A 12,557-nucleotide genomic window follows, 5' to 3' on the forward strand; every position below is an offset into this window, starting at 1 on the left:
GCTACGCCCTTCGTTTCTTCGCAGACGGCACAACGCATCCTCACGGGCGATGAAGCAGTATGGCCCATCGCCGCAACTGGTCCTTGTACAAGCGGCAAAGAGACGGTTCCGCGTCATGCGGCGTAAGGCTGGCTTGCCGGGAATGCCTCTTGCTATGCGTGCCATGAAGCGTTCGTCTTCCCGTTTCCTCCCTTGCTTGTCCGGTCACACGCTTCGGGCCTTATCCGACGCCCGGCGGCACTACGCCGCTCTGCTTCCCGGACTCCTCTCCCAAAGCGAGTTTGGGCCCCTGCTCCAGAATGCGCGGCTTGGCACTTGGGAGTCGGGCTCCTCGCTCGGGCTTCGCCAAGGGGTGACCCGGCCAATCCGGGAATCCAACTCAGGAGACTTCACCATGTATCTGACAGTTATGTGGAATTGGGTGTCGCTTTTCCGGCGCGTTTCGGGCCGCGGCCACTCGCCGGTGGCGAGAGTCCACCGGCGCGGGTGCAAGGATGAAATGGCGGCCGGTGCCCAGTTCCTCAGGCTCGCACCGTCCGCACATCTCAGCGCCACGGAGAAGAGGATGAAGTCGAGCCAACTTGTCAGTGAGATCCGATGGGATCGCATACCGTTCGTCGCAGGCCACAGAGATGCCCGCGCCTGGCTTAGCTTTCAGGCGTGCCGAGGTCTTGCCCTCAACACGCTGGATGCCTACGGCCGCAACCTGGAGCGATACCTGCGATTCCTAAGCGCCGAAGGCAAGCAACCGCACGAGATCAGGCAGGAAACCGTGGGCGCCTGTCTTCGGAATCTGGTAAAGCCATCGTCTACCGAAGGAGAACCGGACCTCCGGATGGCGAACGCGACCATCCAGCAGCATCTGGCGGTGCTTCGGATGTTCTACGACTTCCTTGTGGAAGAGGAGCGCTGCACAAGAAACCCGTTCCGCCGGGGAGAAGGTCGTTCGGCGCGGTCTCTGGTGCAACGAGAGCATCGGCTTCCCACGATTCCAACCGAGGAAGAATGGTGCCGGATTCTCTCCGAGGCTGCAAAGGAACCAATCCGCAACCGCCTGATGTTGGCGATGAGCTACGATGCCGGTCTTCGCCGGGAGGAACTGTGCCTGCTCGAAACATCGGACATCGATCCATCGCGGCGCACGATCCGCGTGCGCGCAGAGACCACCAAGAACCGGAGGTCGCGTGTCCTGCCATATTCGGTTACGACCGATGAGTTGTATGGCCAGTACCTGGAACACCGCCGCACTCTGAGCCGGCAGCGCGGGCGGCTGTTCCTTTCGCAGTCACCGCGCAACCGCGCACAACCCGTCTCGATGTGGGCGTGGTCCAAGGTCGTCACCGCCATCGCGAAACGCGCGGTGGCTCCAGCCTTCACGCCGCATACTCTACGACACCTCTGTCTGACCGATCTCGCGCGAGCGGACTGGGACATCCACGAAATCGCGACCTTCGCCGGTCATCGCAACATCGAGACCACGATGATTTATGTGCATCTCAGCGCACGCGATCTGGCGGCCAGGTTCAACTCCACGATAAAGCAGTTGCATCAGCAGCGGCTGGAAGCAATGGGGAGGCTGTTTCAATGAGTGCGAAGAAAACAACCGACACGTGGAGCTGGCCCGTCGACGCAACAAAATACGATCGGGCACACAGCCTGACTGCCAGGGAGCGCCACTTCCTCGCAGTGGAACTGCCGTTGCGGAGCAAATTCAGTAAGACTAGGCAGCCGTCGCTCGATGTTGTCCACCGGCTTGTACGTCCCTTGCACGACGTCTTCGATCATATCGAGTACAAGGGACAAAAACGTCGTTCTCTCGTCTTTTACCTGCTGGAAGAGATGGGGCGCCGTAATCGTGCTCTGTGGGCCTGGACAGACGAGGAGTGGATCGAGATCGTTGAATCGCGTCGACATAACGGCAATCACATCGTCGCAGCGGCCTTCCTGCTGCGGGGTTTTGATGCGCTGGCGAGCTTCCCCAAACGGCGGCATGTTTTTTCATGTCTGGCGCGCCGGGTCTTCGGGTTCAAGGTTGTTGCGGAGGCTGAGAGGCAAATCAAAGCTGGACTGCGCGATCTTGGCTACCGCGCCCGCACGCTGCGGATAGCGCCGCTCACTCTGGCGCAGTTGTTGCTCATCGTGCACTCTCCGCGCATAGAAGACATTACGGAGAGCGCACTGCTCCAGATACAAGAACAAGGCGGCACTGTTGCTTTGGAGCAGTGCATAATCGCGCTGTCACGTCTGCTGGTATCGAAAGGGATCATCGAGAGCCCGATTCGCCGTCTGGGATTACGACCTTCACTGATGCTTGGCACTCCCGAGGTCATCCTTGCGAATGTTCCTGACGAATGGGCGCGTCTGGCTCGGTACTGGCATGACACATCAACGCTGACCCCCAACTGTCGGCTTCGCCATTACTATCGAATCCTTACAGTGGGTCGATGGATGCAAGCGACGTATCCTCAGCTGACAAGTCCGGCAGAGTGGACACGTTCTATGGCCGCCGAAGCCGTTGCCATGTGTCTCCAGCAGAAGAGCGGTGAATGGGCACATCGTCCTGTGGCAGAAGTGCGTAACGCCGGCCGTCTCATGGCCGCACACACTCGTATCCACTCGCTATCCACGCTGCGGAGGTTCTTCAGCGACCTGCAACAATGGGAAGTCATTCCGCGCCGTTTCGATCCGTACGGTGCGTTTCGAGCACCTCGATCCCTGCAATCACTTGTCGACCGCAATCCCCGCATCCTGTCCGACGATGTATGGGCCAAACTGATCTGGGCCGGACTGAATATCGCAGCGGCGGATCTGTCGGCCCAAGGCCGCGGCGCGGCGCACTACTATCCCTTGCCCCTGGTGCGGGCGTTATCCGTCGTGTGGCTATTCGCGGGTCTGCGCTGGGACGAAATCCGGCGGCTTCGACTGGGCTGCATACGATGGCAGCAAGATGCTCCAGGGGAGCGCGTCTGCTTGTTGTCGGTTCCGGTCAACAAGACCAGCACTGCGTTCACAAAGCCCGTGGATGCAACCGTTGGTGAAATGATCGAAGTATGGGAAAAAGAGCGACCCGCGCAAGCGAAACTGACGGATCGCAAGACTGGTGAGCAGGTTGATTACCTGTTTGCGCATCGTTCCAAAACACTGGGCGATAACTACCTCAACGGTGTTCTGATCCCCTCGCTGTGCATCAAGGCTGGTGTCCCACACGAGGATGTCCGTGGCCCCATAACCAGTCACCGAGCACGCAGCACGATCGCCACTCAGCTCTTCAATGCGCGCGAGCCGATGTCGCTTTTCGAAATCCAGGAGTGGCTGGGGCACAAGCATCCATCTTCCACGCAGCATTACGCAAAGATCAATCCGTCGAAGCTGACCAAATCGTTTCAGAAGGCTGGCTACTTCGAACGGAACATCCGGGCGATCGAAGTGCTGATCGACCAGGATGTGGTTCGCAAGGGGCTGGCGACCGAAGAGGCGTGGAAGTTCTTCGATCTGGGCCACGGATACTGCACCTACGACTTCTTCGATCAATGCCCGCATCGTATGGCCTGCGCCCAATGTTCGTTCTACGTTGCAAAAGAATCTACGCGGGCTCAGGTTCTGGAGGCCACGGCCAATCTCCTCCGGTTGCGGCAAGAGATCCCTCTTTCCGAACCTGAACTGGAGGCGGTCGAGCAGGGCCTGGCAGCCTACGAAACGCTCATCGGGAAGCTTGCCGATGTTCCGACACCTGACCGCCTATATCAAATCGAGACCGCGCCTGCTCTCCAGGCACGCAATGGTGACAACAAATGCTAATCGCAACTATCTTCAAATCACACCCACCCGCGCCGGTGGACTCCCACCACCGGCGAGTGGCCGCGGTCCGAAACGCGCCGGAAAAGCGGCCCCAATTCCACATAAAGAACCGCATTTCACTCATCGGCTTCCTCGGCCAAAACGCCACCACCTACACCGCCAATAACGCCAGCTTCACCGTTCTCTCGCTTGCCACCAAGAGTTCGTACAAGGACAAGAAGACCGGCGAATACAAGGGCCATACCGAATGGCATCGCTGCATCGTTTGGGGCAAGTTGTCTGAGTACGCGAAGACGCTCACGAAGGGCGCGCATCTGGCCATCGATGGCGAGTTGCGCAGCCGCGAGCGCGTGGACAAGAAGACCAGCGCCAAGCAGCGCGTATGGGAAGTGCGCGTGGCTTCGATCCTGAAGCTCGACCGCGCCGAGAAGGCCGCCCCGGAAGAGGCGGAAGAGACAACCGAGGACGTGCCCGAATAGGGCACGTCCTCAATCCAGTTCAGTTAGGAAGCTAAAACCATGCCGCTTCATATCCAAGGAGTCGTAAAACGCATGTGCCGCCTCTCTATGAACACCGCTCGAAAGCACGAATTTGTAACAGCCCGCCTGCTGGCATTGCGCCTTGGCATGTTGCATCAAGGCACGACCTATTCCGCTGCCTTGATGCCCGGGAGAGACAGCCACATCTTCCACCACCCCGGAGCGTCGCCCATGCTTGGCAAGATTGTCCATGACGAGCAGTTCATAGGTGCCAACAATCTGCTCTTCGAGTGTTGCCACAAAGACGTGATAGTTCGGGTATTGCGTAAAGACGACGAAATGTTTCTGAGCTTCTTCCGGCGTGAAAGGTTCCTCCGACTCAATTCCTGCATTTTGGTAGAGCAAGAGAATTTGAGCCACGTCATTAGCAGTCGCTTCGCGGATGAATAAGCCTTCCATACCAGAAAGGATATATCACTCATGAGTTTTGAATTAATTCTTCCATTTCTCCGGCCCATCGAGCCGCTCCTGCTCGACGAGAACATCAGCGAGATCATGGGCAATCCCGACGCATCATGGTGGTATGAACGGGACGGAATCATCCACCAGGAGTTATCGATTTCCTTCGACGCCGGCAAACTTCGCACCGGCCTCGAAGTCATTGCCAACAACCTCGGCAAGAAGCTCGACGAGGACAATCCCCTGCTTCACGCGCAGCTCCCGGATGGAAGCCGTCTTGCGGCAGTCATTCCGCCCGTTGTGCGGCCAGCTCCGGCGCTCGTAATCCGTAAGTTCACCAGCCGCCATTACACCATCGATGACCTGATCGCTCGCGGCACGCTGACGCGACCGCTTGCGGAGTTCCTTGAGGAGCAGATTCGCAACGGCAAGACGCTGCTGATCAGCGGCGGAACCGGCAGCGGAAAGACCACGCTATTGCGCATTCTGGCCAACGCAATTCCCGACCACGAGCGCATCGTAGTCATCGAGGATACCTCCGAACTGGACATTCAGAAGCCGAACATCCTGGCCACCGAATGCCAGACCGATACCTTCAAGACCAAGATCACCTTCGACGATCTGCTGAAGTCCGCTCTGCGCTGGCGTCCAGACCGCATCATTCTGGGCGAAGTGCGCGGAACCGAGGCGCGCACTCTGCTCGATTCCTTCAATACAGGCCACTCCGGTTCGCTTGCCACCATCCACGCCAACTCGGCCGCAAAGGCATTACGGCGCTTTGCGAATCTCGTCCTTCGCAGCAATGCTCAGGCGACCTTTTCGGACATTGAAGCGGAGATCGGCGAGGCTGTCGATTTCGTTGTTCATGTGGACCGCGAGCCGGGCCGCCGCGTTGTACGCGAAGTGTTGCAATTGAACGGCTATGACCGGAGTACGCAGAGCTTCCGGTTGGAGCCGGTATTCCGGGCTGAAAGCCGCGCAATCACGGAGGTCAAGCCATGCTGAAAGCGACTGTTTCCCGCAATGAATCGGCCTGCATTCGCGTTGCCTTTCAGGCCGCGAACGGCACTGGTAATCTCGCCCGCGAGCTTGCTTCGCGCCATTCTCAAGAGCACCGTTCCGCTGTCCTTTCCCGCCGGCTTGCGGACACCGCATCGGCTCGCCTTTGGCTTGTCGATGGCTTCCCGATTGCGGACCTTCTCACCATGCTCGAAGTCCGCCGTCGCTTCGAGCTTTCCCCAGACGTTGCCCGCGTCTATGCCGTCGAGATTCTCTCGGCTGCAAGGGCGGAGATTCACCTTGCTAATCAACCCGTAATCGCACACCAAAAGGAGATTAAAAATGCCGCTGCTTGAGATCGTTCAAACCCACCAGATTTCTGCCACGATCCGCCTTGAGCAGACCACCGCCGAGCAGATCGACCAGTACGCCGCGTTCCTCCACGTCTCCGCTGACGATGTGGTAGACAAGGCGTTGGCCTATGTCTTTGCCAAAGACCGCGACTTCCAGGAGTACCTTCGGACCCCGGAAGCCGCTCGCTCTGCGCAGAGCCTTCGTGTCCGTCGCCCATCTCAGAATGGCGATGGTGCAGAGCCTCAGCCGCGTCGTACCAAGCCTACAAGAGGGGTGGATACCGCCAGTGATTCACGCCCACGCAGCAGGGATGGAGCGGTTTGATGCCCGTTCGGTGCTCCGCACCGGGTTTATCTCGACACTCCATCCCTGAAAGGGTGCTGTCGAGCTACTTTTGTAGCTCGTTGGCTACTACTGAAAACAAAAGGGTTGCGAAAACACGGTAGCTAACGAGCTACCGAAATTGATCGCACAGGAGGTGCGTTCATGACTGCTTTGACAGATACAGGACACATTACGACACGGAAGCTCAAAGGCCGCACACGCCGTGCCGTTACACTCAGCACAAAAATTACGCCGCAGGAGTTGGAACTGATAACGGCGGCATCCGAAGCAAATGGCCGCGCGTTGGGCGAATGGGTCCGGGAGGTTCTTCTCACTGAAATTCATTCGCCTTCAATTGCCCTTGGAGCGGACCAACTCATGACCGAAATCATCGGCCTGCAACTCTTTCTCACCAATGCTCTGGCACCAATTGTCTGTGGTGAGCACATCAGCGCCGAACAGTATGACGACCTGATGCGCAACGTGAAAGCCACCAAGCGCCAGGCCGCGCAGGAAGTCATCGCGCAGTACATCGAGGAGAAGAAGGAGGCAAACCATGCCTGAGATGAATTTTGGCAGGAAAGAAACGATTATCTGGCCATCGCACCAACCGATCTACACCTACGGCGCGATCTTTCTTGCGCTGGTTGCGGCGGGATTTTTCGTCTATCTGCGCTTTGCGATTGCGCTCAATCCGTTGGAGCGATACTACCTGCCGACGTACATCAAGACCTCCATATCGCTCAGTGTTCGTTCCTCGGGAAAGTACCAGGTTCTGCTTGTCTCCGACGCCAGCGGAAAGGCGTGGTATGCGCTGAATGCCAATGTGCAGGCAGGTTCCACGCCGCAGGCAAACGATAAGCCGATCCCGCTGGCGCTTTCGGATACTGCTCGCCAACGCGGTATGGTTTCTCTCTATCGCGGCGCACAGACCGTTTATCAAAACCAGCCGCTCCATGCGTGGCTCCAGAAACAAATTTATTCCGGCGATACCGTTGCCAGCATCTTTGAACAACCGCTTGTTTTTGGCTTGGTTGCGCTGCTGTTGCAACTTCCGTTCTCGATCACAAAGGACATTCGCCGCCGGAAGCAGATGAAGTATGGACGGCGTCTGAAGGGACCAATTCTTGTCACGCCAAAACAGTTCAATAACGCCATCGGGGGAACCGGCATCGGCCTCAAGGTGGATCAATGCGACAAGATGCTGCGCATTCCCCTGCTGGCCGAGGACCAGCACTTCGAGATCATCGGCGACACCGGCAGCGGCAAGACGACAATCATCATGCAGATGCTCCGCCAGATTCAGGCGCGTGGCCATTCGGCCATCTTGTACGATCCCGCCTGCGAGTTCATCGAGAGGTTTTACGACGAGAGCCGGGGCGACATCGTGCTCAACCCGCTCGACCGCCGCTGCCCCTACTGGGGACCATCGGAGGAGCTTGTTCGCCGCGCTGAAGCACGCACCATCGCGGCCTCGCTCTTCCAGCCGACCAACGAGCGGAAGGGCGAGTTCTTCATCGAAAGTCCACAGAAAATCTTTGCGCACCTGTTGCTCGACCTGCCCACGCCGCAGCAGTTGGTCAACTGGATGTCGCACCCGGAGGAGATCGACCATCGCGTCAAAAATACGGAGTTGGCGTCGCTGATCGATCCATCGGCCCCGCAGCAGCGCTCCGGCGTTCTCGGCTCGCTGAGCCTGATCGCCGATAGCTTCCGATTGCTGCCCACCAAAGAAGAAGCCAAGTCGGAGTGGACCGCACGGGAGTGGTCGAAGGAACGCAAGGGTTGGATCTTTATTACCTCGCAACCAGCAGAGCGCGAGGCACTCCGCCCGCTTCACAGCTTGTGGATCGATATGCTTGTTCTCCGGCTGCTCAGTGCACCAAAGCCGGAACAGCACCCGGTATGGTTTGTGCTGGACGAACTGGCCAGCTTGCAGAAACTTCCGCAGCTTCATACTGCGATTACCGAGAATCGCAAGTCGCGCAATCCAATCGTGCTTGGCTTTCAGGGCAAGGCACAGTTGGAGGTCATCTACGGGCATCTGGCCGAGGTCATGCTTTCCCAGCCGGCGACCAAGATTTTCCTCAAGACAACGGAGCCGAACGCCGCCGAATGGGTCAGTCGCGCCATCGGCAAAGTGGAGATCGAACGCATGAAGGAAACGCACTTCGACGGCAGCCGGAGCTTTCGAAACTTCTCGCTCGACCGCCAGACCGAACCGCTGGTTCTCGACTCTGAGATCAGCGGCCTGGACAACCTTCACGCCTATCTGAAGCATGGCAACTACGTTGCCCGCTTCTCCTTTTCCGTGCTGGATATTCCTGCGACAAAACCAAAATTCATCGAACGGCTGAAGGACGATTACATCGTGCGCGAACCGAAGAAAGAAACGCCAGTGAAAGAGACACCACCGCCAGAACCGTCTGTTCCGGTGGCGGTGCCCGCAGTCGATGCAGCTAAACCCAAACCAGCGCCGGTCGTCAAAGCCACGAAAAAATCACCTGATAAGAACCAGACCGAATTGGCATTCGGACCGAGGATATAAGCCATGCTCACCATTTCCAAACCGCTTTCAGCGAGCCAGGCGCAGAACTATCACGCGAAAGAATTCACCGCCAAGGAACAGAATTATTGGTCGCAGCGCGGTGAGATTCAGGGTGAATGGCAAGGCCGACTTGCTTCGCAGTTCGGCCTTGCCGGGGCGGTCTCCGCCGAAGATTTTGCCAAACTGAGCCAGGGACAACATCCGCAGACGGGCGAACAACTCGTCCGCCAGCGCGCCTCCTATCAATATATGGATGCGGACGGCAAGACGGTCAAAACGATGGAGCATCGCGCCGGGTGGGATGCGACCTTCTCCGCGCCAAAATCTGTTTCGCTCACCGCGCTTGTCGGCGGGGATGAGAATGTCCGAGTGGCGCACCGCGAAAGCGTCAAGATCGCTCTCGAACAGCTTGAACAGTACACGCAAGCACGCATCGGCGGGAACAACCCAGCGGAGACAACCGCCAAGTTCGTTGCGGCCAAGTTCGAGCATGATACTGCGCGTCCGGTCGATGGGTACGTTGCCCCACAACTCCACACGCACGCCGTCATTTTCAATATGACCGAACGCGATAACGGCCAGTTTCGCGCCCTTCAGGAGCGCGGGCTATTCCAGTCTCAGCAGTTTGCAACTGCCGTCTATCAATCGGAGTTGACCTACCGGCTTCGCCAACTTGGTTACGAGATCATTACCGGACGCAGCGGAGCGCCGGAGATCAAGGGTTATACGCAGGAATATCTCGACGCATCCAGCCCGCGCAGCCAGCAGATTCGTGAGTACCTGGAACGCACCGGGCGCACGGGCTCCGAGGCAGCGGAGATTGCCGCGCACTCGACCCGTGACAGCAAGGAGATTCATTCGCAGCGCGAAGTCATGGCGGCGCATCGCAAGCTCGCCGCCGACTTCGGGCACCAAGCCGAAGCCGTTGTCCGCGCTGCGCGCGAACAGCTTCAGCATCAACAGAAGCCCGTCAACACCATCGACCGCGTGCGCGAATCGCTCACCTTCGCCCGCGACAAAAACTTCGAGCGCGAGGCCGTCGTCGATGAGCGCACCCTGATTCGTGACGGTCTCCGCCGTGGCATGGGTGAAGTTACCTACGCCCAGGTGCGCGGCAATCTTGATGCCCGCCTCGCAGCCGGAGAATTCCAGGTTGTAGACCATGGGCAGAATACACCGGCGCGGCAGTTTACAACCGCCAGGACCATCGAAGCCGAACACGAGATCGTCCATCGGGTAACAGAAGAACGGAATCAGATTGAACCTGTGTTGTCCCGTTCGAACGCGATTGCTGTTGCCGACCAACACCAGTATCTCAATCGGGCGCAGAAATCCGTGGTCGAGGATGTATTGAGCGCTCCCGACCGTGTTCAGGGAATTCAAGGCTACGCCGGGGCTGGCAAAACAACGACACTTTCTGTGATCCGTGAAGCTGCGGAGTCCCGAGGTTACACTGTCGAGGGCTTCGCCCCGACCTCACGCGCCGCACGACAATTGAATGAAGCTGGCGTCGAGTCGGGAACCCTGCAAGGCTTTCTTGCACATTCCGCCAAGCCGGATGCAGCCGAACAAAAGCACTTTTACCTCGTCGATGAATCGAGCCTTGCAAGCACCAATCAGATGCGCGAGTTCCTTGCGCGGCTTGGTTCCAACGACCGCGTTCTCCTGATCGGCGACACGCGCCAGCACCAGGGTGTCGAAGCAGGACGCCCCTTCGAGCAGTTGCAGGAAGCTGGGATGCGGACAGCCAAACTCGACGAAATCGTGCGCCAGAAAGACCCGGCGCTGAAGTCAGCCGTCGAAATGCTAGCCAAGGGGCAAGTTTCCGCAGCACTCGAATCGCTCCAGCAGCAGTGCCGCGTAAAAGAAATATCCAATCCAGAAGAACGCATCCGTGCCATCGCCAAAGCCTATGTCGAATCGCCAGAGAAGACGCTGATTGTTTCTCCCGACAACGCCTCCCGCCGCGAGTTGAATGTTGCCGTGCGGCAGGAATTGAAAGCCAACGGAACCCTTGCGCCGGAGGATCGCACCTTCCGGGTGCTCGTTCAGCGCCAAGACATGACCGGCGCTGAACGCACTTGGGCCAGCCACTACGAGATCAACGATGTGGTGCGTTATTCACGTGGCAGCCAGGCCATCGGCATGGAGGCCGGGAGCTACGGAACCGTAGCTGCGATCAACCCCGCCGCCAACCTGCTCACCGTCGAGAAATCCTCCGGCGGAGAGGTTTCCTATGATCCGCGTCGCCTGACCGGCGTCAGCGTTTACCGCGAGATTGACCGCGAGTTCTCCGTCGGCGACCGCATCCAGTTCACCGCGCCCGACAAGGCGCTTGGCGTCGCCAACCGCGATCTTGCCTCCGTCGAATCCATCTCGCCGGACGGCCGTATTTCAGCCCGTCTCGACAACGACCGCCAGATCGAATTCGACGCCACAGAACATCGCCATTTCGATCACGGTTACGCCGTTACCAGCCACAGTTCCCAGGGACTCACCGCCGAGCGTGTCCTTGTGAACGCCGATACCGGCGTCCATCCGGATCTGCTCAACTCTCGCTTCGGCTACGTTTCCATCTCCCGCGCCAGCCATGAAGCCACGCTCTTTACCAACGACCTCGCCAAGCTCAGCCCACAACTCAGCGCCGATGTCTCCAAGACTTCTGCGCTGGAGATCAATCAACCTGCTCCCGTTTCCCAAGAAATCGGCATGGGAATATGACGGATGCAAACAGTAGAATGGAGGCTGCGCAAGCCTCCACAACGTCCGCGTTTATCGGAGGAATTGCAATGACTGACCTGATAGCCATGCCTGAGAATTACGACAACATCCGCACTGGAATCGTCGAACTGCTCAAAGCGGCGCGCTCCGCTGCCGCCCGAAATGTCAATTCGATCATGACCGCCACCTATTGGGAGATTGGCCGCCGTATTGTAATTTTCGAGCAAGGCGGGGAGCAGCGTGCCGAATACGGCGAACAGCTTGTCGAGCAATTAGCCCGTGATCTAACTCAGCAATTCGGCAGAGGATTTGGACGAGCAAACCTGGGACAAATGCGCGCTTTTTATCTGGCATGGCCCGAACAGAAGATTTCCCAGACACTGTCTGGGAAATCTATAAACGCCATTAAACTCAGCGCCATAGACAGTTTTTCTTCAACCGTTTCGGCCCTTGCATCTCGCTTTGCATTGCCCTGGTCTGCCTACGTCCGGCTGCTTTCCGTCAAGCGCCCAGAAGCGCGGTCTTTTTACGAGGCTGAGGCGTTGCGGTCGGGGTGGTCCGTTCGCCAGCTTGACCGCCAGATCAACAGCCAATTCTACGAGCGCATCGCGCTCTCTAAGAACAAAGCCGCCATGCTGGAAAAGGCTGAGACCGCCGAACCAGGAGATGCAATCACGCCCGAAGCAGCCATCAAAGATCCGTTCGTCCTTGAATTCCTCGACCTCAAGGACGAATACTCCGAATCGGAATTGGAGGAGGCGCTCATCCAGCACCTCACCGATTTCCTGCTAGAGTTGGGCGACGATTTTGCGTTCGTAGGCCGTCAGCGCCGGCTGTCTATTGGTTGAAACACAAATGGTAATCAAAGCTCATTT

General features: G+C 58.1%; 10 protein-coding genes and 1 pseudogene. 10 read left to right on the plus strand and 1 reads right to left on the minus strand.

Going from position 1 to position 12,557, the window contains the following annotated elements:
* Positions 1–394: 394 nt before the first annotated feature.
* From ACOBR2_RS08635 to ACOBR2_RS08645, 3 genes are read left to right on the plus strand one after another with little or no spacing between them, the layout of a single operon-like run.
* The gene (locus ACOBR2_RS08635) at positions 395–1,588 is read left to right on the plus strand and encodes a tyrosine-type recombinase/integrase (RefSeq protein ID WP_420236292.1); all 1,194 of its coding nucleotides are present in this window, start codon (positions 395–397) and stop codon (positions 1,586–1,588) included.
* Complete coding sequence (locus ACOBR2_RS08640) at positions 1,585–3,798, plus strand: tyrosine-type recombinase/integrase (protein ID WP_420236291.1); 2,214 nt, start codon at positions 1,585–1,587, stop codon at positions 3,796–3,798. The genes ACOBR2_RS08635 and ACOBR2_RS08640 overlap by 4 nt, the downstream gene beginning before the upstream one ends.
* On the plus strand, positions 3,792–4,277 hold the full coding sequence (locus tag ACOBR2_RS08645) for a single-stranded DNA-binding protein (protein WP_420239619.1): 486 nt from the start codon (positions 3,792–3,794) through the stop codon (positions 4,275–4,277). The genes ACOBR2_RS08640 and ACOBR2_RS08645 overlap by 7 nt, the downstream gene beginning before the upstream one ends.
* 9 nt (positions 4,278–4,286) lie before the next feature.
* Here ACOBR2_RS08645 and ACOBR2_RS08650 read toward each other — a convergent pair whose 3' ends face one another.
* Complete coding sequence (locus tag ACOBR2_RS08650; protein ID WP_420239620.1) at positions 4,287–4,736, minus strand: GNAT family N-acetyltransferase; 450 nt, start codon at positions 4,734–4,736, stop codon at positions 4,287–4,289.
* Positions 4,737–4,757: 21 nt separating this feature from the next.
* Here ACOBR2_RS08650 and ACOBR2_RS08655 point away from each other — a divergent pair, with 21 nt between their 5' ends.
* The 7 genes and pseudogenes from ACOBR2_RS08655 to ACOBR2_RS08685 form a co-directional block, all read left to right on the plus strand.
* The gene (locus ACOBR2_RS08655; RefSeq protein WP_420239621.1) at positions 4,758–5,741 is read left to right on the plus strand and encodes a CpaF family protein; all 984 of its coding nucleotides are present in this window, start codon (positions 4,758–4,760) and stop codon (positions 5,739–5,741) included.
* Positions 5,735–6,091, plus strand: coding sequence for a hypothetical protein (locus tag ACOBR2_RS08660; RefSeq protein ID WP_420239622.1), 357 nt, complete (start codon positions 5,735–5,737; stop codon positions 6,089–6,091). The genes ACOBR2_RS08655 and ACOBR2_RS08660 overlap by 7 nt, the downstream gene beginning before the upstream one ends.
* Positions 6,078–6,413 carry a hypothetical protein gene (locus ACOBR2_RS08665; protein ID WP_420239623.1) on the plus strand — a complete coding sequence of 112 codons (336 nt, stop codon included), beginning with the start codon at positions 6,078–6,080 and terminating at the stop codon, positions 6,411–6,413. The genes ACOBR2_RS08660 and ACOBR2_RS08665 overlap by 14 nt, the downstream gene beginning before the upstream one ends.
* A gap of 162 nt (positions 6,414–6,575) precedes the next feature.
* Positions 6,576–6,977, plus strand: a complete 402-nt coding sequence (locus tag ACOBR2_RS08670; protein ID WP_420239624.1) for a hypothetical protein — start codon at positions 6,576–6,578, stop codon at positions 6,975–6,977.
* Positions 6,970–8,961 carry a type IV secretion system DNA-binding domain-containing protein gene (locus tag ACOBR2_RS08675; RefSeq protein ID WP_420239625.1) on the plus strand — a complete coding sequence of 664 codons (1,992 nt, stop codon included), beginning with the start codon at positions 6,970–6,972 and terminating at the stop codon, positions 8,959–8,961. Before ACOBR2_RS08670 ends, ACOBR2_RS08675 begins: the two co-directional genes overlap by 8 nt.
* A 3-nt stretch (positions 8,962–8,964) precedes the next feature.
* Positions 8,965–11,682 carry a MobF family relaxase gene (mobF, locus tag ACOBR2_RS08680; RefSeq protein WP_420239626.1) on the plus strand — a complete coding sequence of 906 codons (2,718 nt, stop codon included), beginning with the start codon at positions 8,965–8,967 and terminating at the stop codon, positions 11,680–11,682.
* A gap of 68 nt (positions 11,683–11,750) precedes the next feature.
* Positions 11,751–12,524, plus strand: a pseudogene (locus ACOBR2_RS08685) (PDDEXK nuclease domain-containing protein); the annotation flags it as partial.
* Positions 12,525–12,557 lie beyond the last annotated feature (33 nt).

It is taken from the genome of Telmatobacter bradus, from assembly GCF_048629425.1.
Lineage (GTDB): Bacteria > Acidobacteriota > Terriglobia > Terriglobales > Acidobacteriaceae > Telmatobacter > Telmatobacter bradus.